Raw genomic sequence first — 22,330 nt, forward strand, 5'->3', positions numbered from 1 at the left:
AGGGAAAGGGGGCTCATCCGACCGTCACCTTCTCCCTCATTCGCTGGAACTTGCTTTCTCCGATGCCATCGATTTCGCGCAGTTGCTCGACCTTGGTGAAAGCGCCGTGGTCGGTGCGCCACTGGACGATGCGCTTGGCCATCACCTCGCCGACTCCGGGGAGGGTGTCCAGCTGGGCCACCGTTGCCGAGTTGAGGTCGAGTTTTCCGCCGCCCGGCGGAGCCTCGGGGTCCGGTGGCGCCGCCGCGGGGATGCCGACCGCCAGCTGCTCGCCGTCCGTCACCTTGCGGGCCAGGTTCAGTGCTGCCAGGTCCGCGCCCGGCTCGGGTCCGCCGGCCGCGCGCAGCACGTCCGCCACCCGGGATCCCTGGGGCACGGTGATCAGCCCCGGGGAACGGACGCGGCCGATCACGCTGACCACGAGGCCCGCCGGAGGCGCCGCGCGTGCTTCCACCGCCGGTTTCGCGCTGGGCAGCGCGGGCGGTGACTCGGGCGCCGGACGGCTGCCAGCCAGGGTGACCGCGGCGAGGACGATCACCACGACCGCCGCGAGGACGCCGGCCAGTGCCCACCGGCGGCGGCCGGCTCCGGCCGGCAGCCAGCGCCGGATCAGCCGACCGCCCGGGCCGACCGTGCTCGCGTCGGGCGAGAGCTGGTCGGCCAGCCAGGCGAGCCGGTCGTTGACGGGAGAGCCCGGATCACGGGCGGTCTGCTCGAACACACGATCGACGTTAGGGCTCGCGGGGAGGGGTCCGACAGGGGTGCCGCCGCTTCCTGTGGACAACCGGGGTGTTGTGGATGGATTGCCGCGGCCAGGCCCGGGACGAGGCGTTTTTGTCGTACCCGGGTGCTAGCGCGGGACCGTCCGCTGGACGACCACGCCCAGTACTCCGGGTCCGGTGTGCGCCCCGATCACCGCGCCCAGCTCGGAGACCACGCAGCCGGCCGACCGCGGCACGGCTTCTTCGAGCCGGTTCGCCAGCTCGACCGCCCGTTCCGGCGACGCGAGGTGGTGGACGGCGAGTTCGACGTCGTGCCCGGCCGCTGCCTGGGCCGCGAGCTCGACCAGCCGCGCGACCGCGCGGTTCATCGTGCGGACCTTCTCCAGCGGCAGGATCCGGCCGTCGGACATGTGCAGCACCGGCTTCACGGCCAGTGCCGTGCCCAGCAGCGCCGCCGCCGGGCCGATCCGGCCGCCGCGGCGCAGGTGGTCCAGGGTTTCCACGACGAACAACGTCGACGAGCAGCCGGCCGCTGTCACCGCGGCGGCCTCGACGTCGGCCGCCGAGGCGCCGTCGGAGGCGGCCGAAGCGGCGTGCAGCGCGGCGAAACCCAGCCCCATCGCGGTGGTCCGCGAGTCGACGACGCGGACCCGGTCCGGCCCCACCTCCTGGGCCGCGAGCACCGCCGCCTCCCAGGTGCCCGACAGCTCGCGCGACAGGTGCACCGACACGATCGCGTCCGCACCATCGGCGAACGCGGCCTGGTACTCCTTCACGAACTCGGTCGGGGTCGGCCGGGAAGTCGTGACGATCTTGCGCGCCTTCATCGCCTCGGCGACCGCCGCCGGCCCGGTCTCGATGCCGTCGAGGGAAACCACGCCGTCGACCAGGACGTGCAGGGGCACCACCCGGACCGCGTGCCGTTCGGCGAAGCCCTCCGGCAGGTGGGCGGTGGAATCCGTGACTACGGCGACCGACACGCCGTCAGCCTACGTGGCCGGGGGCCAGCGCCGGCGCCAGCAACACGGACATCGCCTCGCCCACCGCGGCGTGCCCCGGCCAGCCCCAGTGCATCCCGTCCGGATTGCCCGCGCCGCTGAGCACGTGCTCCCCCACGACGGCTTCGAGGTCCAGCAACGGAACTCCGGCGCGCGCGCTCCAGGCCGCCATCGCCGCCGCCGCGGCCGGGCGCGCGGTGTGCACGCCGCCGTAGGCCGCGGCGCGGTGGACCGACGGCAGCCAGCCGAAGATCGGCAGCTCGGGCCGCAGGACGCGCAGCGCGCCCACCGCCGTGTCGAGGTACTGCACGGTGAGCTTGGCCGGCAGGACCGCGGGCCGCCCGCGCAGCGCCACCGCCAGCCGCGGTTGGGCCGCGAGGTAGGCCTTGCGCACGACGCGCCGCACCGGGTCGGGCCGCAGGTAGCGCAGGCCGGTGCGCAGGTAGGTCGGCAACGGCGACGGCAGCGTGTCCATGCTGCCGATCGCCAGCACGACCGCGTCGACGTGGTGCAGGTCGGCCCAGACGCGCGGGTCGCCGGTCAGCGACCACCAGACGTCCCTGGCGTTCCAGCCGATCCCGGCGACCAGGTCGGCGGTGCCCCCCAACGCCACAGCGGCCACGTTGGGCCACAGCCGCGGCTCGTCGGCGGCGCAGGGTCCTTCGGGACCGTGAAAGCTCAGCGAATCGCCGAACACCAGCAGGCGCGGCCCCATCGGCTAGCCGTGCATCCCCGCATTGTAGGCGTGCAGCCGCCACTTCCCGTCGCGACGGCCCAGTTCGACCCAGTGGCAGTTGGAGATCCCGCCGAGCGACGGCCAGGTCTCGACCGGCAGGTCGAGCAGCCGCGCGGTCAGCGCGATGATCAGCCCGCCGTGCGCGGCGAGCAGCACGGTGTCGCCCACCGCGGAGTTGGCCTGCTGCAGGTCCGTGACGACCTCGACCGCGCGGTCGGCGACGTCGACCCGGCTCTCGCCGCCCGGCGGGGCCCAGGTCGCGTCGGTGCGCCAGCGGTCGCGTTCACCGGGGTAGGCCTGGTCGACCTCCTCGCCGGTGCGCCCCTGCCATTCACCGAGGTGCGTCTCGCGCAGCCGCTTGTCGATCCGCAGCGGGACGCCGATGGCGTCGGTGAGCACGGTGGCGGTGTCGGTGGCCCGGCGCAGGTCGGAGGCGATGACGAGGTCCGGGGAGAAGCGGGCCAGCGCGGGCACCGCGAACCGGGCCTGGTTCCAGCCGCGCGGGGTCAGCGCCGAGTCGAGGTGACCCTGCATCCGCCCGGCGGCGTTGTAGTCCGTCTCGCCGTGTCGCCAGAGCACCAGCCGCCGCGGGCTCACGGGACGTCCGGGTCCTCGTCGGCGGGTGGCTCCTCGAGTCCGGCCACCTCGATGCGCGGGCAGTCCTTCCACAGGCGTTCGAGGCCGTAGAAGCTGCGCTCTTCGACGTGCTGGACGTGCACGACGACGTCGACGTAGTCGAGCAGCACCCAGCGCCCTTCGCGGGCACCTTCGCGGCGGACCGGCTTGTGGCCGCTCTCCCGCAGTTTCTCCTCGACGTTGTCGACGATGGCGCCGACCAGGCGCTCGTTGGACGCGGAGGCGATGACGAAGGCGTCGGTGATGACGAGCTGTTCGGACACGTCCAGCACGACGACGTCGCTGGCCTTCTTGTCCGCCGCCGCGTGGGCGGCCGCTACGGCCAGCTCTCGAGCCTCGGACGTGGCTGCCACGGTGCTCCTTTTCCAGATCGGGTTCGCCCGAGAAGGGTACCCGCAGGCACCGACAGTGGTTCAGTCGCTCTTCCGGTACAGGTCCTTCTTGGCGATGTAGCGGACGACGCCGTCGGGCACGAGGTACCAGACCGGCTCCCCGCGCCGGACGCGATCACGGCAGCCGGTGGACGAAATGGCCATCGCGGTGACCTCGACGAGGCTCACCTTGCCGCTGGGCAGGTGGTGGGAGTTGAGCCGGTAGCCGGGCCGCGTGACGCCGATGAAGTGCGCGAAGTCGAACAGCTCGTCGGCCTTGTGCCAGGTCAGGATCTGTTCGAGCGCGTCGGCGCCGGTGATGAAGAACAGCTCGTCTTCGGGGTACTCGGCGTGCAGGTCGCGCAGGGTGTCGACGGTGTAGGTCGGGCCGCCGCGGTCGATGTCGACGCGGCTGACGGAGAAGACCGGGTTGGACGCGGTCGCGATCACCGTCATCAGGTAGCGGTCCTCGGCCTTGGTCACCTCGCGGCTCGTCTTCTGCCACGGCTGCCCCGTCGGGACGAAGATCACCTCGTCGAGCCCGAACCGGGACTGGACCTCGCTGGCCGCGACGAGGTGGCCGTGGTGCACGGGGTCGAAGGTGCCGCCCATGACCCCGATCCGCCGTGGTGACATGAGCGAAGAGCCTATAAGGCCGGGCGCCGCCGGGCCGGGTGCTCTTCGCCACCCCGCCCGACCGGGTAAAACCTGTGATCTGAGTCACATTACAGTCGGTTTCGGTCGCAAACTCTCCGTTCGCGGCGCCGCCGATTCCCGTTCTGTCGGTGTCATGGGGTAGACGTGGGGACGTGGACACGACCAGCACCACCTCAGCCCTCCGCGACCGCGCCGAGACCCTCCTCCGGGCATTGGCCGGCGACGCGGCGAAGCTGCGCGAAGACCAATGGACGGCCATCGAGGCCTTGGTCGCGCAGCGGCGCCGCGCGCTGGTCGTGCAGCGCACCGGGTGGGGCAAGTCGGCCGTGTACTTCCTGGCCACGGCCTTGCTGCGCGAGCAGGGCAGCGGGCCGACGGTCATCGTCTCGCCACTGCTGGCACTGATGCGCAACCAGATCTCGGCCGCGGCGCGGGCCGGGATCCACGCGGCCACGATGAACTCCGCGAATCCCCAGGAGTGGGACCAGGTCCAGGCGTCGGTCGCGGCCGGCGAGGTGGACGTCCTGCTGGTCAGCCCCGAACGGCTGAACAACCCGGACTTCCGCGACAACGTGCTGCCGAAGCTGACCGCGAGCACCGGGCTGCTGGTGGTCGACGAGGCACACTGCATTTCGGACTGGGGCCACGACTTCCGGCCGGACTACCGGCGGCTGCGCACGCTGCTGGGCGACCTCCCGGAGGGCGTGCCGGTGCTGGCGACCACGGCGACCGCGAACGACCGCGTGGTCACCGACGTCGCCGAGCAGCTGGGCCTCGGCACCGGCGCGGACACGCTGGTGCTGCGCGGCAGCCTCGACCGGGAAAGCCTGCGGCTGTCGGTGTGCCGGCTGCCGACGTCGCAGGCGCGGCTGGCCTGGCTCGCGGAGCACCTGGCCGAACTGCCGGGGTCCGGCATCATCTACGGCCTCACCGTCGCGGCGGCGCATGACGTCGCGTCGCTGCTGAAGGACCGCGGTTACCCGGTGGCGGCCTACACCGGCAAGACCGACCCGGCCGACCGGCAGGCGGCCGAGGACGACCTCCTGGGCAACCGCGTCAAGGCCTTGGTCGCGACGTCCGCGCTGGGCATGGGGTTCGACAAGCCGGACCTCGGGTTCGTCGTGCACCTCGGCGCGCCGTCGTCGCCGATCGCCTACTACCAGCAGGTCGGCCGCGCCGGGCGTGGCGTGGAGCGCGCGGAGGTCGTGCTGCTGCCCGGCGAGGAGGACAAGGCGATCTGGGCGTACTTCGGGTCGCTGGCCTTCCCGGACGAACTGCGGGTGACGCAGGTGCTGAACACCCTCGCGTACGCCGACCGTCCACTGTCGACAGCCGCACTCGAGCCGTCGGTCGAGCTTTCCCGGTCCCGGCTGGAAATGGTGCTCAAGGTGCTGGACGTCGACGGCGCGGTCCGGCGGGTGAAGGGCGGCTGGACGAGCACCGGCGAGGAATGGCAGTACGACCGCGGGCGGTACCGGCGGGTCGCGGAGGCGCGCGACCGCGAGCAGGAGGCGATGCTCGGCTACCTCGCGACCAGTGGCTGCCGGATGGAGTACCTGCGGCGCCAGCTCGACGACCCCGAGGCGACGCCGTGCGGGCGGTGCGACAACTGCACCGGGCAGCACTGGGACACGACGGTGGCCGAAGACGTCGCCGAAGCGACCCGCGAACGCCTGCAGCGGCCCGGTGTCGAGGTCGCGCCGCGGAAGCAGTGGCCGACCGGCATGTCCTCTTTGGACGTCCCGGTGTCCGGGCGGATCTCGGCCGACGACCAGGCCGAGCCGGGCCAGGTGCTCGGGCGGCTCACCGACGTCGGGTGGGGCAACCGGCTGCGGGAGCTCGTGGGACCACAGGCGCAAGACGCCGAAGTGCCGGACTCGGTGTTCAAGGCCTGCGTCCAGGTGCTCGCCGGCTGGCAGTGGGCACAACGGCCGGTGGCGGTCGTCGCGGTGCCGTCGTCGACGCGGCCACAGCTCGTGTACAGCCTCGCCACCCGGCTGGCCGAGATCGGCAGGCTGGACTTCCTGGGCGCGCTCGACGCCGAGGGACCACCACCACGCCAGGCGAACAGCGCCCAACGGCTGGCCGACCTGTGGCGGCGGATGAGCATGCCTGCCGACCTCGCGGAGACACTGCCGTCCGGGCCGGTGCTGCTGGTGGACGACGTCATCGACACCGGCTGGACGATGACGCTGGCCGCGCGACTGCTGCGGCGGGCCGGAGCGCCGGCGGTGCTGCCGTTCGCGCTGGCCAGCACAGCCTGAGGAAGAGGACGACGGGGAGAGGAGACAGTCAGGATCTTTCGCACTGCGAAGGAATGTGGCAAAGTCCCGTTCCACCTTCGGGTGACGGGAGGCCGCCATGACCGAGTCCACCGTGCAGGAGCAGCGCCACCGGCTGCCGGTGCGCAAGCTGTTCGCGGCGAGCGCCGGCAACGCGCTGGAGTGGTTCGACTGGACGATCTACGCGACGTTCAGCATCTACTTCGCCGGTGCGTTCTTCCCCGCCGGGAACGACACCCTCGCGCTGATCAACACCTTCGCCACGTACGCGCTCGCGTTCTTCTTCCGGCCGCTCGGCGGCGTTCTGCTCGGCCGGTTCGCCGACACCCGCGGCCGGAAACCCGCCATGATCCTCACCATCCTGCTCATGGCGGGCGGGTCGGTGGCGATCGGGCTGCTGCCGACGTTCGCGCAGGTCGGCTGGCTGGCGCCGATCCTGCTGCTGCTCGCGCGCGTCGCGCAGGGGCTGTCGCTCGGCGGCGAGGTGTCGAACGCGTCGGCCTACCTGGGCGAGATCGCGCCGCCCGCGCGTCGCGGCCGGTACTCGGCGTTCTTCTACATCTCGACCGGCTCGGCGGTGCTGGTCGCGACCGTGCTCGGCTTCGTCCTGGCCCGCACGCTCGACAAGGCGCAGCTCACGGCGTGGGGCTGGCGGCTGCCGTTCCTGCTGGGCGGCGTCTTCGGCCTGGTTGGGCTGTGGCTGCGCCGCAGCCTCGCCGAAACCGAGCTGTTCGAGCAGACGAAGACCAAGGCGCGGAAGATCGAGCGGCCGCTGCTGACCACGCTGACGCACCACCCGAAGGCCGTCGGCAGGCTCGTCGGCTTCACCATGCTGTCGACGCTTTGCTACTACACGTTCTTCAGCGCGCTCACGTCGTTCGCGGTGAAGAACCGGCACGCCGACGCGGACGCCGTCTTCCTCGCGCTTTCGGTCGGCACGGCGTTGTTCATCGCGCTGCAGTACCCGCTCGGCGCGTTGTCGGACCGGTTCGGCCGGAAGCCGCAGCTGCTCGTGTGGTCCGGGGCGACCGCGGTCGTCGTGGTACCGCTGTCCACTTTGATCGGTCCCGGGATCGGCGGGCTGCTCGTGGTGTTCTGCGTCGGGCTCGGGTTGTACACGGCGATGACGTCGATCGCGCCGGCCATCATGAGCGAGCTGTTCCCGACCGAACTGCGCGGACTCGGCATCGGGGCCTGGTACAACCTGACCGTCGCGATCTTCGGCGGCACCGCTCCCCTGCTCATCACGCTGTTCGGTGCCGTGTCGCAGACGCTCTACTTCTGGTACGTCGCCGTGGGCGCCGCGATCGCGTTCGCCGTCATCCTCACGCTGCCCGAGACCAAGGGCAGCGAGCTGCGGTAAACCCTTCGTCATCGGCCGGTCACGCTCGCTACGCTGCGGGCTTCCGTGACCGAGCCGAAGGAGGGACACCGTGCAGCAGACCGCCGACGTTACCGAGGAGCTGGCGCGCCGCGTGGTGACCGCCGCCGGCCGGGCGCTCGACATCGAACTGACGCCGGAACAGGCGCTGGTCCAGGTGTCGCCGCGCGAAGGCGTCGACTACCAGGCCAACCTCGCGATGCGCCTCGGCAAGCGGCTCGGCCGGCCGCCGCGCGACGTCGCCGAGGCGATCGCCGGGGCACTGGAGCTCGACGGGATCGCCGAGCAGCCGGAAGTCGCCGGGCCGGGCTTCCTCAACTTCGTGCTGCGCACGGGATGGCTCGCGGCGCGCGCCGGCGCGCTGCTCGGCGATCCGCGTCTCGGCGTGCCGGCGACCACCGCGCCCCGGCGGATCGCGCTCGACTACAGCAGTCCCAACGTCGCCAAGGAAATGCACGTCGGGCACCTGCGCTCGTCCGTGATCGGCGACGCGCTTGCCCGCCTGCTGCGGTTCGCCGGCCACGACGTCCTGCCGCACAACCACCTCGGCGACTGGGGCACGCCGTTCGGCATGCTCATCGAACACCTCCTCGACGTCTCCGGCGGGCACCACGCGATCGCCGACCTCGACGCCTTCTACCGCGAAGCACGCCGGAAGTTCGACAGCGACGAAGCGTTCGCGACGCGGGCGCGCACGCGCGTCGTCAAGCTGCAGAGCGGCGACGAAGACACCCTCGCCGTCTGGCAGGAGCTCGTCGACGAGTCGACCCGGCACTTCAACGAGGTCTACGCTCTGCTCGGGATTTCCTTGACGGACAAGGACATCTACGGCGAAAGCTTCTACAATCCGTACCTCGCCGCGGTCGTCGACGACCTCGAGGAAGCCGGCCTGACGGAAGTCAGCGACGGTGCCATCTGCGTGTTCCCCGAAGGCTTCCGCAACCGCGAGGGCGACCGGCTGCCGCTGATCGTCCGCAAGCGCGACGGCGGCTACGGGTACGCCGCCACGGACCTCGCGACCGTCCGGTACTGGACGGCCGAACGCGGCGCGACCGACTTGCTCTACGTCGTCGGCACGCCGCAGGCGCAGCACTTCGCGATGCTGTTCGCCACCTGCCGCGCGGCGGGCTGGCTCACCGGGCACGCCGAGCACGTCGGCTTCGGCACGGTTCTCGGCGCGGACGGCAAGACCATGCGAACCCGGGCCGGCGAGACCGTCAAGCTGGCCGACCTGCTCACCGAAGCCGTGACGCAGGCAGCCGCAGTCGTCGCCGAACGCAGTGAGCTCGACGCGGCGGAACAGGCCGAAGTCGCGCGGGCCGTCGGCATCGGCGCGGTCAAGTACGCGGACCTGTCCGGTGACCGCGAGCGCGACTACGTCTTCGCGTGGGACCGCATGCTGGCCAAGGAGGGCAACACCTCGGTGTACCTGCAGTACGCGCACGCGCGGACGCAGTCGATCCTCCGCAAGGCGGGCGGGCTGCCCGGCGGCACCGACGTACTGCTCGAAGCACCGGCGGAACGGGCGTTGGCGTTGAAGCTGCTCCAGTTCGGCGAAGCACTCACAGCGGCGACGAACGCCTACGCGCCGCACAAGCTCTGTACGTACCTGTACGAGACTGCGGTCGCTTTCTCGCAGTTCTTCGAGAAATGTCCGGTACTGAAGGCGCCTTCGCCGGCGTTGCGTGCGTCGCGGCTGAGGTTGACCGCGCTGACGTCACAGACACTCGTCCTCGGACTCGAACTGCTCGGTATCGAAGCACCCGAACGGCTTTAGGGGGCCAGCAGCGTCACCAGTTCGTCCGCGAGGCCGCGGTCGACCGGTTCGCGCGTCGCGAGGAGCCGGTACCAGAGCGTCCCGAACACGACGTCGATCACCGTGCCGGGCGCCACGCCGGCCGGGAGTTCGCCGCGCTCGCGGGCGCGGTCGACGAGCGTGGCGAGCGCGTCGCGGCGGCGGAACAGGAAGTCTTCGCGGAACCGTTTGCCGAAGTCCGGGTCGATCTGGGCCTGGGCCATCAGCGCCCGGAGCGTGTCCGCGACCGGGGATTTGCCGCCCAGCTCGAACGTGCTCTTGAGGAAGCCCGCCAGGTCGGCGCGGAACGAGCCGGCGTCGGGGACGGGGATCTGCAGGTCGGCCTTGGTCGCGAGCGCGTCGAGCAGAACGTCGGCCTTCGACGGCCACCAGCGGTAGATCGTCTGCTTGCCGACGCCCGAACGCGCGGCGATGCCTTCGATGGTCAGCGCGCCGTAGCCGGCGTCGGCGACCAGTTCGAGCGTCGCGGCGAGGATGGCCTGCCGGCTCTGCTCGCTGCGCTTGCGGCCGGGGCGGGACTGGTCGGTCATGGGATCCGATGGTAGCGTCGATTTCGAAACGAGACGTACCGGTTCGAAATGAGGAACAAGATGAGCATCGCTCTCGTGGCCGGCGGCACTTCGGGCATCGGCCTGGCGACCGCGCGACGGCTGCAGCAGCGGGGATACGACGTCCACGTCACCGGCCGCGGCAAGGAGCGCCTGGACGACATCGCGCTGAGCGACCCGGAGCTGACCGGGCACCAGGCCGACGGCGGCGACGCCACGGCCATGGCCGCGCTGGCGGAGTCGCTCGGGACGGTCGACGTCCTGGTGGTGAGCCTGTCCGGCACCGAAGGAATGGGGCCGATCGAGTCGCTGGACCTCGCGATGCTGCGGCGGGCGTTCGACGCGAAGTTCTGGGCGCACCTGACGACGATCCAGGCGGTGCTGCCGCACCTGGCAGCGGACGGCTCGATCACGCTGCTCAGCGCGATCACGGCCCGCGCGGCCATGGCCGGCACGGCGGGGATCGGCGCACTGAACGCGGCGATCGAGGCGCTGGTCAAGCCGCTGGCGGTCGAGCTGGCGCCGAGGCGGGTCAACGCGGTGTCGCCGGGCGTGGTCGACACGGCGTGGTGGAACGGCTTCCCGGCGGAAATGCGGGAGGGGTTCTTCGCGCAGACGGCGGCTTCGATCCCGGCTCGCCGAGTCGCGACCGCGGACGACGTGGCGGAGGTGGTGACGCTGGCGGCGACGAACCGGAACCTGACCGGCACGGTCTTCGAGGCCGATGGCGGGGCGCGGCTGGTCTCGTTGGGCTGAGCATGGCTGGCGCTCTCTGCCGAGAGCGCCAGCCAACGGCGGTATCACCCGTGATCCGCGGCGATCTCGCGTGGTTGAGGGCGGATCTCGCGTGACTGAAGGCGCGACTCGCGTGATCAGAGGCGGGCCTCGCGTGACTGGAGGCGCAACTCGCGTGATTGCAGGCGGATCTCGCGTGATTGAGGGGGCGACACGTGTGATTGGGGGGTCGACACGGCGACCCGGGGGTCAGGGGCGGAGGGGGACCAGGTCGTCGGCGTGGACTACCTCGCGGCGTTGCTCCTCCGGGAGCTCCGGGGTTGAACGGCCGATCAGCTCCGGGAGTTCCGTTGCGTCGAAGGCGACCACTCCGCGGGCCACCGGGCGGTCCTTCGCGTCGACCAGGTCGACCACGTCGCCCGCCTGGAACTCGCCGTCCACGCCGGTGATTCCCGCCGCCAGGAGGGACCTGCGGCGGCGGACCACCGCTGTCACCGCGCCGTCGTCGAGGCGGAGCTTGCCTGTCGTGTCCGCTGCGTAGCCCAGCCAGAAGCGGCGGGCCGACAGGCGGGTGTCCGCCGGGGCGAACGCCGTGCCCGGGGACGCCGACGTCAATGCCGCCGAGGCTTCCGACGCCGCTGCCAGCAGCACCGGGATGCCCGCGCCCGCCGCCGTGCGGGCGGCCGCGAGCTTCGACACCATGCCGCCCGTTCCCAGGCCGGAGCTGGACATGCCGACCGATATACCATCCACGTCGGACTCGGACAGCACCTCAGTCAGCTTGCGGGTCGCGCCGCCGCGCGGGTCGCCGTCGTACAGGCCGTCCACATCGGACAGCAGGACCAGCGCGTCCGCGCCGATCAGGTGGGCCACCAACGCTGCCAGGCGGTCGTTGTCGCCGAAGCGGATTTCCTCGGTCGCCACCGTGTCGTTCTCGTTGACGACCGGGACCGCACCCAGCGCCAGCAGCCGCGAGAACGTCCGCTGCGCGTTGCGATAGTGCGACCGGCGGACGACGTCGTCCGACGTGAGCAGCACCTGTCCGACCGTCAGCGAGTACCGCCCGAACGACTCGGCGTACGCGTGCGCCAGCGCCAGCTGCCCGACGCTCGCCGCCGCCTGCTGGGTCGCGAGGTCGCGCGGGCGCTTGCCCAGCGAGAGCGGGGCCAGGCCGGCGCCGATCGCGCCCGAGGACACCAGGACGATCTGGGTCTCCCGGGCGACGCGCTCGGCGATCGCGTCGACCAGCGCGTCGAGCCGGGCCACGTCGAGCCCGCTGCCCGCCGTCGTCAGCGCCGACGAGCCGACCTTGACCACCAGCCGCCGCGCGGCAGCGATGGCTTCGCGCGTGCCGCTCACTCCTCGACGTCCAGGTCGTCCTCGAACTCGCCCGTGCCTTCGCGCCGGATCCGGCGGGCTTCCTTGCGCTCGGTGGCGCCGATCCGGTCGGTGCGCTCCAGCCGGACGTCGGTGCCACGCCCGGACAGGTGGACCGCCACCGACGGTGTCGACGGCTCCCACTCGAACTGGACGTCGCCGATCGTGACCGGGCTGCCGGGCTTCGCGCCGAGTTTCGCCAGCTCGTCCTCGACGCCGAGGCGGTTGAGCCGGTCGGCGAGGTAGCCGACGGCCTCGTCGTTGCCGAAGTCGGTCTGGCGGATCCACCGCTCCGGGCGCGCGCCGCGGATGATGAACGCACCCTCTTCCTCCGGGTCGACCTCGACGGTGAAGCCGGAGTCGTCGACGGCGAGCGGCCGCAGGACGATCTTCTCCGGCTCCAGCACCGGCTGCGCCTCGCGGTACTTCTCGACGATCGCGGCCAGCGCGAACGTCAGCTCCCGCAGGCCCTTGCGCGACGCCGTCGAGACCTCGAAGACCTGCAGGCCGCGAGCCTCGAAGTCGGGACGGACGAACTCGGCGAGCTCGGCCGCCTCCGGGACGTCGATCTTGTTGAGGACGACGACGCGCGGCCGTTCTTCGAGCTTCCCGCCGAGGCTCGGCGTGTACTTCGCGAGCTCCTCCTCCAGAGCGTCCACATCGGACACCGGGTCGCGGCCGGGCTCCAGCGTCGCGCAGTCGACGACGTGGACCAGCACCGCGCAGCGCTCGATGTGGCGGAGGAAGTCGAGGCCCAGGCCCTTGCCCTCGGACGCGCCGGGGATGAGGCCGGGCACGTCGGCCATCGTGAACACCGTGTCGCCGCCGGTGATGACGCCGAGGTTCGGCACCAGCGTGGTGAACGGGTAGTCGGCGATCTTCGGCTTGGCCGCGGACAGCACCGAGATCAGCGACGACTTGCCTGCGGACGGGAAGCCCAGCAGGCCGACGTCGGCGACCGAGCGCAGCTCCAGCGTCAGGCTCCGGGCCTCACCCGGCTCGCCCAGCAGCGCGAACCCGGGGGCCTTGCGGGCCTTCGACGCCAGCGCCGCGTTGCCCAGGCCGCCGCGGCCGCCCTGGGCGGCGACGAACGTGGTGCCCGGGCCGATCAGGTCGGCGACCATCTCGCCGTCTTCGGTGAACACGACGGTGCCGGACGGCACCTTCATGACCAGGGTCTCCCCCGCCGCGCCCGCGCGGTTGCTGCCCTGGCCCATCTTGCCGTTGCCGGCCTTGGCGTGCGGGCGGAAGTGGAAGTCGAGCAGGGTGTGGACGTTCGGGTCGACGACCAGCAGGACGTCGCCGCCGTTGCCGCCGTTGCCGCCGTCGGGGCCGCCGAGGGGCTTGAACTTCTCGCGGTGCACCGAGGCACAGCCGTTGCCCCCGTCACCGGCGGTCAGGTGGATGACCGCGCGGTCCACGAACCGGGACGCCATGACTTGCCTCTTTCACTCGCGAGCAGGGGTTACACAAAACAAACGAGGGGTGGCACCGGATATTCCGGCCCCACCCCTCGTCAGAGGTCTAGACAGAAGCCGAAATCAGGCTTCCGACGGCACGATGTTGACCGTCTTGCGGCCACGCTTCTCGCCGAACTGGACCGCGCCGGCGGCCAGGGCGAACAGCGTGTCGTCGCCGCCACGGCCGACGTTCACGCCGGGGTGGAACTTGGTGCCGCGCTGGCGGATCAGGATCTCGCCGGCGTTGACTTCCTGGCCGCCGAAGCGCTTGACGCCGAGGCGCTGCGCGTTCGAGTCACGACCGTTGCGGGAGCTGGACGCACCCTTCTTGTGAGCCATAGCTCAGTCCTCTTTCAGTCTTACGAAGATCCGGAGAAACCCTTACAGGGAGATGGCGGTGACCTCGACGCGGGTCAGCTTCTGCCGGTGACCCTGGCGCTTGTGGTAGCCCGTCTTGTTCTTGAACTTGTGGATCCGGATCTTCGGACCCTTGGTCTGCTCGACGACCTTGCCGGTGACCGAGACCTTCGCCAACGCGTCGGCGTCCGTGGTGACCTCGCCACCGTCGACGTACAGAACGGCGGGGAGGATGTGCTCGGTGCCCGGCTTGCCCTCGAGCTTCTCGACCTCGACCACGTCGCCGACGGCCACCTTGTACTGCTTGCCGCCGGTCTTGACGATCGCGTACGCCGACACGGAAGTCTCCTGCATTACTCGACAATGGGTGGGGGCTCCGCGCGATCGGCCCACCTTGTGGAACGGCGGTCCTGGACTCGCGCAGGCGACCTGCTCTGGTGGCAGGCCGTACTACAGGTTACGTGGGGTGCCCCGGTGCGTTACCACCGGGGTCCCCCTAGTTGTTCACTTGCTCTGGTCGGAGGCGTGCACCGGCGGGCCCGCCGGCCGCGACGCCGCCCGGCGCGGACGGCGCCGGGCGGAGCGCACGGCGGGTTCGGGCACGCTGACCTCGGGCTCGGCGACCGGCTCGGCGGCCTCCGAAGACGCGGCCGCCGGAGACACGGCCTCCGGAGACAAGGCCGCCGTGACCGGCTCCTCCGCCGGTTCCGGGGCTGCGGATCGCTCGACCTCGAGCTCCTCGTCCTGCGGGACCGGCACCTCGTCGGCCTCGGTGGTCACCGGGGCGCCGGCGACCTCCACGGCGGGCTCGGCGGGCGGCTCGGCCGTGACCGGCGTCTCGTCGGCCTCCGTGGTCGCCGGGACGTCCGCGACCTCGCGGGCGGGCCCGTTGCCGTTCAGCGCGCCGTGGTCGTGCTCCTTGGCGGCCTTCGAGGCGTTCGCCATCGCCGCCACGGCGGAGGCGATCGACTCGCGCTTCTCGGGCGGCGGGACCGCGTGGACCTCGCTCTTGGCGGCTTCGGCCTGCTCCTTGGCGGCCTCCTCGCCCTTGCCGCGGCCCCGCGACCGGCGGGAGCTCTTCTCCGCGCCGCCGCTGGTGCCACCGCCGCCGTTGCCACCGCCGTTGCCGCCGTGGTTCTGCCCGGCGCCGCTGGTGCGCTGCGGCTCGGTCGAGACGACGACGCCGCGGCCCTTGCAGTGCTCGCACGGCGTCGAGAACGCCTCCAGCAGGCCGGTGCCGATCTTCTTGCGGGTCATCTGCACGAGGCCGAGCGAGGTGACCTCGGCGACCTGGTGGCGCGTGCGGTCGCGGCCGAGGCACTCGGTGAGGCGGCGCAGCACCAGCTCGCGGTTGGACTCGAGCACCATGTCGATGAAGTCGATGACGATGATGCCGCCGATGTCCCGCAGCCGGAGCTGGCGGACGATCTCCTCCGCCGACTCCAGGTTGTTGCGGGTCACCGTCTCCTCGAGGTTGCCACCCGAACCAGTGAACTTGCCGGTGTTGACGTCGATGACCGTCATCGCCTCGGTGCGGTCGATGACCAGGTAACCGCCGCTGGGCAGCCAGACCTTCCGGTCGAGCGCCTTGGTGATCTGCTCGTCGATCCGGTGGTCGGCGAACGCGCTGCCGGTGCCGGTGTAGCGCTTGAGGCGCTCGGTGAGCTCCGGCGCGACGTGGCTGACGTAGCCGTTGATCGTCTCCCAGGACCGGTTGCCCTGGATCTCCAGCTTGGTGAAGTCCTCGGTGAAGAGGTCACGCACGACCTTGACCAGCAGGTCGGGCTCTTCGTAGAGCATGGTCGGCGCGCCGCCCTTCTTGCCGGAACCGGCGGCGGCCTTCTCCTTGATGACGTCCCACTGCGCCTTCAGGCGGTCGACGTCGCGGCCCAGCTCCTCCTCGCCGATGCCCTCGGAGGCGGTGCGGATGATCACACCCGCGTCCTCGGGGACGATCCGCTTGAGGATGTCCTTGAGCCGGCGGCGCTCGTTTTCCGGCAGCTTGCGGGAGATGCCGGTGGCGCCGCCCGCGGGGACGTACACCAGGAAGCGGCCGGGCAGCGAGATCTGCGTGGTGAGCCGGGCGCCCTTGTGCCCGACCGGGTCCTTGGTGACCTGGACCAGCACGGAGTCGCCGGTGGACAGCGCCTGCTCGATCTTGCGGGCCTTGCCCTCCAGGCCGGCGGCGTCCCAGTCGACCTCGCCGGCGTACAGCACGGCGTTGCGGCCGCGGCCGATGTCGATAAACGCGGCCTCCATGCTCGGCAGCACGTTCTGGACGCGGCCGAGGTAGACGTTGCCGACGATCGAGCCGGAGCCCGACTGCGTGACGAAGTGCTCGACGAGGACGCCGTCCTCGAGCACCGCGATCTGGGTGGAGTCGCCGTGTTCGGCGACGACCATCGTGCGCTCGACCGACTCGCGCCGGGCCAGGAACTCGGCCTCGGACAGGATCGGGGCGCGGCGGCGGCCCGCCTCGCGGCCGTCGCGGCGGCGCTGGCGCTTGGCCTCCAGCCGGGTCGACCCGCGGACGCTGCGCACCTCGTCGCGCGCCGGGCGCTCGGGCTGCTCGGCCTTCGCCTGGCGGACGTGCGTGACGGTGTTGGGCGGGTCGTCGGTGCTCTCGGCCTCGTCGCCGTCCGAGCCCTTGCGGCGACGACGGCGGCGGCGACGACGGCTGCCGCCTTCGCCCTCTTCGGCGTCGGCGTCGCTCTCGGGCTCCGAAGACGACTCAGCCGAGTCGGCGGCGTCCTCGGCCTCTTCGGTGTCCGCTTCGGGCTTTTCGCCGGCCTTGTCGTCACCGTTGCGGCCACGGCGGCGCGGCTGCTGCTCCTCGGCCTGGTCGTCCTCGGTTTCGGCGGTCTCGTCGCCGCCCTCGGCGCCCTTGCCCCGGCCACGGCCGCGACGGCCACGGCGGCGCCGACGGCGGCTGCCACCGTCCTCGCCGTCTTCGTCGGCGCCGGTGTCCGGTGTGGTGTCTTCGGCCTCTTCCTCGGCGACCTCGGGCTCGGGGCGCGACGGCGGCTCCGCGAACGGGTCGGCGGGCTTGCGGACCGGCTTGGCCGCCCGCTCGGCGGGCTCCGGCGGCAGGAAGACCGGCGACGGCGCGGCGAACACCGGCAGGTGCGCGCGGGTCTTCTGGCGCGGCCGCGGCTTCTCGTCCTCGACGACCGGGGCCTCGGCGACCGGGGCCGCGGCGACCGGCACCTCGGGCACCGGCGGCCGGGTCTCCACCGGCGCCTGGGCCGCCGGGGTCTCCGGCTCGGTCGTCGTGTCTTCGGTCTCACCGGGCGCGAAGGCCTCGGCCACCTTCAGCGCCACGTCCCTGGTGACGCTCGACTGCGCGCTGCGCACGCTTTCGCCCAGCTCGGCGAGCTTCGCGAGGACGTCCCGGCTGTGCGACTCGAGCAGCTTGGCCAGCGCGTGCACCCGGATCCGGGCGGGCAGGTCGGCCAGCGGGCCGCTCGTGGGTGTGGCGGGATTCCCGCCGGTGTGCTCGGCGGGTGTTTCCGCGTTCGACATGTGTCTCCTCCGCCCCCGGGCGCGTCTGCCGGTTCGCACCGGCAGGGACGCGGCCGCGCAGGGGCCCCTTTCTGATCGTTGCCGCCGTGGTGGTCACCAGCGGCGGGAATCCTTGCCCGACGACCGGGCGCACCACCGCTGCCGATGGGACGCAACCCGGTCAAAGGTCTGCTCGGCGGCGTGCATAAGGCACTCGCGGCCCCCGGGCCGCCCGCCACGTCGTCCAGCCGCCCGGTTCGCGGGCGGCGACGCGCGTCGCGGGAGTCCACGCACATCACCGGGCCACAACGCCGCAGGCAGCACCTCTCACGTGCGCCCCGCGGCCCAGCGGCCACCCCGAGTATCCCACACCGGGTGACCACTCCGGTGTACTCGGTACCTCCCGCAGGCACCCGGGCGCGCCGTACGGTCCCCATCCACCCCACGGCCGGGGGAACTTCGCCGCAGCGCTTGTCCGCCGGGCACGGGGTGGCTACCGTGCGGCTCGGGGTGACCGGGATCTCGCGGGCCGGCACCCGCGGTCCCTGCATCCGGTGGGAGGTCCGGTGTCCCTGCTGGCGCGGCCGCTGCGGGCGGCCGTGTGCACCGTCCTGGTGCTTTCGGGATGCGTCACCGCCGGTCCGGCGGCGGCCGACACCGCCTGCGCCCACGGCCGGGCCCTCCGCTACGTCGTCACCTTCGACCGCGGCACCCCCGAGGCCGGCGCCCGCTCCGAGATCGCGGACGCCTGCGGCGCCACCACCGTCTACTACCCGCAGATCGCCGTCGCCGTCGCCACCTCCGGCGACCCGGGGTTCGGCGGGCGGATCGGGCTCGACCGGGCGTTCAGCGCGCAGGCCGAGCGGCTGGCCGCGCAGCGCGCCGCCGACGTGAAGCCGCAGCCCGCGCGGCGGACGCTGCCCCCGACCGATCCGGCGGAGGTGCCGCCGGTGGACCTGGGCGGGCAGCAGTGGGACATGCGGATGATCGGCGCCGGCGAAGGCCAGGCCGGGCAACGTGACGTCGTCGTCGGCGTGCTCGACTCCGGGATCGACCCCGACCACCCGGACCTCGCCGACGCGCTGGACCCGGCCGACTCCGCCGGCTGCCTGACCGGCGCTCCCGACCGTTCGCCGTCGGCCTGGGCGCCGACGACGTCGGTGCACGGCACGCACGTGGCGGGCATCATCGCGGCGGCCGACGACGGGCGCGGGGTGACCGGTGTGGCGCCCGGGGTGCGAGTGGCGTCGGTGAAGGTGATCGACGACCGCGGCTACGCCGACCCGGAGGCCGCGGTGTGCGGCCTGATGTGGGCGGCCGCCCGGCACATGCGGCTGACGAACAGCAGCTACTTCGTCAACCCGTGGTCGCTGTCGTGCATCCGCGGCAGCGACCGCGGCGTGGTGCACGAGGTGCTGGCCCGCGCGGTCGAGTACAGCACGTCGGCGGGGACGTTGAACGTGGCGGCGGCGACCAACGAGGCCGTCGACCTGACGCCGTCGGCGCGTTCGGGATCCGGCGGGGCGGGCACCGGCTGCGAGGCCCTGCCGGCCGGGCTGCGGGACGTCGTCGCGGTGTCGGCCGTCGGCGCCGACCGGGTGAAGGCGGGGTACAGCTCGTACGGGCTCGGCGTGATCGACGTCACGGCGCCGGGTGGGGAGACCGGCGAGTGCGTGCTGTCGACGGTGCCGGGCGGCTACGCGCCGCTGTGCGGGACGTCGATGGCGGCACCGCACGTCACCGGGGTGCTGGCGCTGCTGGCGTCCGGCTCGGAGAAGGCCGGCCCGCGCCAGCTGCGGCGGACCCTGGAGGCGCAGGCGACGCCGATGCCGTGCCCGGCCGACTACGACCTGACCGGGGACGGGCTGCAGGACGCGTACTGCGCGGGGTACGAGGGGTACAACGGGTTCTACGGGCACGGGATGGTGCGTGTTCCGGAGCCGGCCGCCGTGCCGGGTGGGCGGCCCGACCAGGCCCGCTGAGCCCTGCCGGCTCGGGCGGCTCGGGCGGCTCGGGCGGGAAGCCGGATCTCGCGTGATTCGGGGCCGATCTCGCGTGATCGGAGCCGGAACTCGCGTGATCGGGGCCGAGACTCGCGTGATTGGGGCCGGGACTCGCGTGATTGAAGGCGGGACTCGCGTGATTGGGTGGGCATCGCGTCAGGTGAGGAGGAGCTTGGCGATGCGGCGGGTCGAGGCCCACAGGCCCACCGCGCCGAGCAGGACCAGGTACGCCAGGTTGATCAGCATGCTGCCGGACAGCAGGCCCGTCGCGAGGCCGCGCATCAGCTCGATCGCGTGGTAGAGCGGAAGGCAGCGGACCACCCACTGCAGCGGCTCCGGGTACACCGACAGCGGGAAGAACGTCGTCGCGAAGAGGAACATCGGGGTCAGGCCCAGCTGGATGTAGTCGAACTGGGCGGTCGACCGCAGGAACGTCACCAGTGCCATGCCGATCGCCGAGAACGCCAGGCCCACCAGCAGCGCCGCCGGGACCATCAGCAGGGCCCACCACGACGCCAGCAGGCCCATCGCCGCCGCGATCGCGAGGAACGCCACCGCGTAGATGCCGCCGCGCGTGATCGCCCAGCCGATCTCGCCCAGTGCGACGTCCAGCGGGCCGATCGGGGTCGCCAGCATCGCGTCGTACAGCTTCGCGTAGCGCAGCTTGAAGAACAGGTTGTACGTCGATTCGAAGACGGCGCCGTTCATCGCCGACGTCGCCAGCAGGGCCGGCGCGACGAACGCGACGTAGCTCATCGGGTGCCCGCCGGGGCCCGTCACCTCGGTGACCAGCTTGCCGAACCCCAGCTGGAACGCCAGCAGGTAGAGGAACGGCTCGACCGCACCGGACAGGAAGATCAGCCAGCTGCCGCGGTACACCATCACCGAGCGCTCGACGAGCGTGCGGGCGCGGCCCGCGTACAGCGCGGGCGGGAGGATGCGCAGGAACAGTCCGGCGCGGGTTTCGACGGTCGTCATTCAGACCACCAGCCTCCGGTAGAAGGCCCGGTGCGCGAGCGCCCACCCGGCCGCGAACAACACCGCCAGCACGGCGAGGTGCCCGAGCATCGCCCCGGCGCCGACGCCGCCGATGCTCACGCCGCGGGCCAGCTGCGTGCCGTGCCACAGCGGGGAAAGCCAGGCCAGCCAGCGGATGGCGCCCGGCAGCTGGGAGATCGGGAAGAACGTGCCGGAGAACAACGTCATCGGGATCAGGACGAACCGGAAGATCAACCCGAAGCGCTGGCCCTCGTCGAAGGTGTGCGCGGCGAGCGCGGTCATCGGCGTGGCGCAGGCGAGCCCGGTGACGGTGCCGGCCAGGATCACCAGCAGCACGCCCGGCCCGGTCCAGGCGCCGAAGAACAGCGCGACGAGCGCGTAGATCGCGCCGGCCAGCGTCAGCCGCAGGGCCGACCAGATCAGGTGGCCGCCGACCACCTGCCCCGGTGACACCGGCGTGGCCGTGACCGCCAGGTACTCCTTCTGCCACTTGAACCCGGAGAGGACGGGGTAGCTCGACTCGCCGACGGCCTGCTGCGCGGCCCCGGCGGCCAGCAGCGCGGGCGCGATGTACTGCAGGTACGACAGGCCGCCGGTGGCCGCGCCGGGCTGCACCTGCGACCCGAAGCCGAGCCCCATCGCGGCGAGGAACAGCACCGGCTGCAGGCCGGTCGAGTACAAAGTGGACACCCAGTGCCTGCGGTACCAGGTCCACCGCCCCTCGACCTGCAGCCAGGCGCCGTGCCACTTGCCGACCACCCGGCCGGTCGAGATCGTCGCCATCAGTCGACCAGCGTCCGGCCCGTGAGCCGGAGGAAGACGTCCTCCAGCGAGCTGCGGCGGACCAGGCTCGACAGCGGCCGCACCCCGCGCAGGTGGGCGCGCTCCAGGGTTTCCTCGCCGTCGTCGCTGTAGAGCAGGACGCGGTCCGGCAGCACCTCGACACGCTCGGCCAGGCCGTCGACCTGCTGGGCCGCCGCGACCTGCTCCCCCGGCGCGAACCGCAGCTCGACGACCTCGCGCGTCGAATACCGCCGGATCAGGTCGGCCGGCGAGCCCTCCGCCGCGATCCGGCCGTGGTCCATGACCACCAGCCTGTCGCACAGCTGCTCGGCCTCGTCCATGTAGTGCGTGGTGACGATCAGCGTCGTGCCCTGGGCCTTGAGCCGGAACAGCCTGTCCCACAGCAGGTGGCGGGCCTGCGGGTCGAGGCCCGTCGTCGGCTCGTCGAGCAGCAGCAGCTCCGGGTCGTTGACCAGCGAGCGGGCGATCGTCAGCCGCCGCTTCATGCCGCCGGACAGCGGGTCGACCTTGTCGCCGGCCCGGTCGGTCAGCTGCGCGAACTCCAGCAGCTCGTCGGCCTTCCGCCGCGCCGCCGCGCGCGACAGGCCGAAGTAGCGGCCGTAGATCAGCAGGTTCTCCCGGACCGTCAGCTCGACGTCCAGGTTGTCCTGCTGCGGCACCACGCCCAGGCGCGCCCGGATCCGCGGCCCGGCCACCTCCGGATCCAGCCCCAGCACGCGCAGGTCGCCGTCGGTGCGGGGCGACACGCACGCGATCATCCGCATGGTCGACGACTTGCCCGCGCCGTTCGGGCCGAGGAAGCCGAACGCCTCCCCGCGCCGCACCTCGACGTCGATCCCGCGCACGGCTTCGAACTCGTCGAAGCGCTTCACCAGTGCCTTGGCCTGCACCAGTGCCGGTTCCCGGTCCTCCGAATCGTCCACGCTTCGCACCATAGGACCCACCAC

General features: G+C 72.1%; 20 protein-coding genes. 5 read left to right on the forward strand and 15 right to left on the reverse strand.

The window, feature by feature from the left end; translation table 11 throughout:
• Positions 1-13 precede the first annotated feature (13 nt).
• The 6 genes from BLW76_RS36245 to nadD form a co-directional block, all read right to left on the reverse strand.
• Positions 14-721, reverse strand: coding sequence for a ComEA family DNA-binding protein (locus BLW76_RS36245; RefSeq protein ID WP_091316172.1), 708 nt, complete (start codon positions 719-721; stop codon positions 14-16).
• 129 nt (positions 722-850) lie between these two features.
• Entirely contained in the window at positions 851-1,702 is an 852-nt protein-coding gene (locus BLW76_RS36250; RefSeq protein ID WP_091316173.1) for a DegV family protein, read from the reverse strand.
• A 4-nt stretch (positions 1,703-1,706) separates the two neighbouring features.
• Positions 1,707-2,435 carry a diglucosylglycerate octanoyltransferase gene (octT, locus tag BLW76_RS36255; RefSeq protein ID WP_091316174.1) on the reverse strand — a complete coding sequence of 243 codons (729 nt, stop codon included), beginning with the start codon at positions 2,433-2,435 and terminating at the stop codon, positions 1,707-1,709.
• A 3-nt stretch (positions 2,436-2,438) separates the two neighbouring features.
• A complete protein-coding gene (locus tag BLW76_RS36260; protein ID WP_091316175.1) occupies positions 2,439-3,053 on the reverse strand; it encodes a histidine phosphatase family protein in 615 nt (204 codons plus the stop codon).
• Complete coding sequence (gene rsfS, locus BLW76_RS36265; RefSeq protein WP_091316176.1) at positions 3,050-3,445, reverse strand: ribosome silencing factor; 396 nt, start codon at positions 3,443-3,445, stop codon at positions 3,050-3,052. The genes BLW76_RS36260 and rsfS overlap by 4 nt, the downstream gene beginning before the upstream one ends.
• A gap of 60 nt (positions 3,446-3,505) precedes the next feature.
• Complete coding sequence (nadD, locus tag BLW76_RS36270) at positions 3,506-4,075, reverse strand: nicotinate-nucleotide adenylyltransferase (protein ID WP_244170713.1); 570 nt, start codon at positions 4,073-4,075, stop codon at positions 3,506-3,508.
• A gap of 197 nt (positions 4,076-4,272) precedes the next feature.
• Between nadD and BLW76_RS36275 the strand changes: the two genes are divergently transcribed.
• The 3 genes from BLW76_RS36275 to argS all read left to right on the forward strand — a co-directional run bounded on the left by BLW76_RS36275 (position 4,273) and on the right by argS (position 9,560).
• Positions 4,273-6,384, forward strand: a complete 2,112-nt coding sequence (locus tag BLW76_RS36275; RefSeq protein ID WP_091316178.1) for a RecQ family ATP-dependent DNA helicase — start codon at positions 4,273-4,275, stop codon at positions 6,382-6,384.
• 97 nt (positions 6,385-6,481) lie between these two features.
• On the forward strand, positions 6,482-7,765 hold the full coding sequence (locus BLW76_RS36280; RefSeq protein WP_091316179.1) for an MFS transporter: 1,284 nt from the start codon (positions 6,482-6,484) through the stop codon (positions 7,763-7,765).
• Positions 7,766-7,835: 70 nt separating this feature from the next.
• The gene (gene argS, locus BLW76_RS36285) at positions 7,836-9,560 is read left to right on the forward strand and encodes an arginine--tRNA ligase (protein WP_091316180.1); all 1,725 of its coding nucleotides are present in this window, start codon (positions 7,836-7,838) and stop codon (positions 9,558-9,560) included.
• On the opposite strand, the gene BLW76_RS36290 is transcribed toward argS, so the two are convergent.
• Positions 9,557-10,129 (reverse strand): TetR/AcrR family transcriptional regulator, encoded by a 573-nt coding sequence (locus BLW76_RS36290; RefSeq protein ID WP_091316182.1) that lies wholly within the window; start codon positions 10,127-10,129, stop codon positions 9,557-9,559. The two genes, argS and BLW76_RS36290, sit on opposite strands and share 4 nt — an antisense overlap.
• Before the next feature lie 60 nt (positions 10,130-10,189).
• On the opposite strand from BLW76_RS36290, the gene BLW76_RS36295 reads away from it, so the two are divergent.
• Positions 10,190-10,903 (forward strand): SDR family oxidoreductase, encoded by a 714-nt coding sequence (locus BLW76_RS36295; RefSeq protein ID WP_091316183.1) that lies wholly within the window; start codon positions 10,190-10,192, stop codon positions 10,901-10,903.
• Positions 10,904-11,131: 228 nt separating this feature from the next.
• Here the strand turns inward: BLW76_RS36295 and proB are convergent, their stop codons facing one another.
• The 5 genes from proB to BLW76_RS36320 form a co-directional block, all read right to left on the reverse strand.
• Positions 11,132-12,241, reverse strand: coding sequence for a glutamate 5-kinase (gene proB / locus BLW76_RS36300; RefSeq protein ID WP_091316185.1), 1,110 nt, complete (start codon positions 12,239-12,241; stop codon positions 11,132-11,134).
• Positions 12,238-13,695, reverse strand: coding sequence for a GTPase ObgE (obgE, locus tag BLW76_RS36305; protein WP_091316187.1), 1,458 nt, complete (start codon positions 13,693-13,695; stop codon positions 12,238-12,240). The genes proB and obgE overlap by 4 nt, the downstream gene beginning before the upstream one ends.
• Before the next feature lie 105 nt (positions 13,696-13,800).
• On the reverse strand, positions 13,801-14,058 hold the full coding sequence (gene rpmA / locus BLW76_RS36310) for a 50S ribosomal protein L27 (protein ID WP_086846674.1): 258 nt from the start codon (positions 14,056-14,058) through the stop codon (positions 13,801-13,803).
• Between the two features lie 42 nt (positions 14,059-14,100).
• Positions 14,101-14,415: a 50S ribosomal protein L21 gene (gene rplU, locus BLW76_RS36315; RefSeq protein ID WP_043777828.1), complete on the reverse strand. Its 315-nt coding sequence runs from the start codon at positions 14,413-14,415 to the stop codon at positions 14,101-14,103.
• A gap of 165 nt (positions 14,416-14,580) precedes the next feature.
• The gene (locus tag BLW76_RS36320) at positions 14,581-17,598 is read right to left on the reverse strand and encodes a translation initiation factor IF-2 N-terminal domain-containing protein (RefSeq protein WP_091316188.1); all 3,018 of its coding nucleotides are present in this window, start codon (positions 17,596-17,598) and stop codon (positions 14,581-14,583) included.
• A gap of 545 nt (positions 17,599-18,143) precedes the next feature.
• Here BLW76_RS36320 and BLW76_RS36325 point away from each other — a divergent pair.
• Entirely contained in the window at positions 18,144-19,559 is a 1,416-nt protein-coding gene (locus BLW76_RS36325; RefSeq protein ID WP_091316190.1) for a S8 family peptidase, read from the forward strand.
• 177 nt (positions 19,560-19,736) lie between these two features.
• Here BLW76_RS36325 and BLW76_RS36330 read toward each other — a convergent pair whose 3' ends face one another.
• Genes BLW76_RS36330 through BLW76_RS36340 form a run of 3 tightly spaced genes read right to left on the reverse strand, consistent with a single transcriptional unit; the run spans position 19,737 to position 22,318 of the window.
• Positions 19,737-20,558 (reverse strand): ABC transporter permease, encoded by an 822-nt coding sequence (locus BLW76_RS36330; RefSeq protein ID WP_091316192.1) that lies wholly within the window; start codon positions 20,556-20,558, stop codon positions 19,737-19,739.
• The gene (locus tag BLW76_RS36335; RefSeq protein ID WP_091316193.1) at positions 20,559-21,362 is read right to left on the reverse strand and encodes an ABC transporter permease; all 804 of its coding nucleotides are present in this window, start codon (positions 21,360-21,362) and stop codon (positions 20,559-20,561) included. It lies immediately after the preceding gene.
• Entirely contained in the window at positions 21,362-22,318 is a 957-nt protein-coding gene (locus BLW76_RS36340) for an ABC transporter ATP-binding protein (protein ID WP_091316194.1), read from the reverse strand. Before BLW76_RS36340 ends, BLW76_RS36335 begins: the two co-directional genes overlap by 1 nt.
• Positions 22,319-22,330: the final 12 nt, after the last annotated feature.

Origin of the sequence: Amycolatopsis tolypomycina (assembly GCF_900105945.1) — a bacterium.
Taxonomy (GTDB): domain Bacteria; phylum Actinomycetota; class Actinomycetes; order Mycobacteriales; family Pseudonocardiaceae; genus Amycolatopsis; species Amycolatopsis tolypomycina.

Coding starts and splice junctions, on each gene's coding strand:
- octT (WP_091316174.1), bottom strand. CDS start 2,435: ATGGGGCCGCGCCTGCTGGTGTTCGGCGATTCGCTGAGCTTTCACGGT.
- nadD (WP_244170713.1), bottom strand. CDS start 4,075: ATGGGCGGCACCTTCGACCCCGTGCACCACGGCCACCTCGTCGCGGCC.
- BLW76_RS36280 (WP_091316179.1), top strand. CDS start 6,482: ATGACCGAGTCCACCGTGCAGGAGCAGCGCCACCGGCTGCCGGTGCGC.
- BLW76_RS36290 (WP_091316182.1), bottom strand. CDS start 10,129: ATGACCGACCAGTCCCGCCCCGGCCGCAAGCGCAGCGAGCAGAGCCGG.
- BLW76_RS36295 (WP_091316183.1), top strand. CDS start 10,190: ATGAGCATCGCTCTCGTGGCCGGCGGCACTTCGGGCATCGGCCTGGCG.
- obgE (WP_091316187.1), bottom strand. CDS start 13,695: ATGGCGTCCCGGTTCGTGGACCGCGCGGTCATCCACCTGACCGCCGGT.
- rpmA (WP_086846674.1), bottom strand. CDS start 14,058: ATGGCTCACAAGAAGGGTGCGTCCAGCTCCCGCAACGGTCGTGACTCG.
- BLW76_RS36320 (WP_091316188.1), bottom strand. CDS start 17,598: ATGTCGAACGCGGAAACACCCGCCGAGCACACCGGCGGGAATCCCGCC.
- BLW76_RS36330 (WP_091316192.1), bottom strand. CDS start 20,558: ATGACGACCGTCGAAACCCGCGCCGGACTGTTCCTGCGCATCCTCCCG.
- BLW76_RS36335 (WP_091316193.1), bottom strand. CDS start 21,362: ATGGCGACGATCTCGACCGGCCGGGTGGTCGGCAAGTGGCACGGCGCC.
- BLW76_RS36340 (WP_091316194.1), bottom strand. CDS start 22,318: ATGGTGCGAAGCGTGGACGATTCGGAGGACCGGGAACCGGCACTGGTG.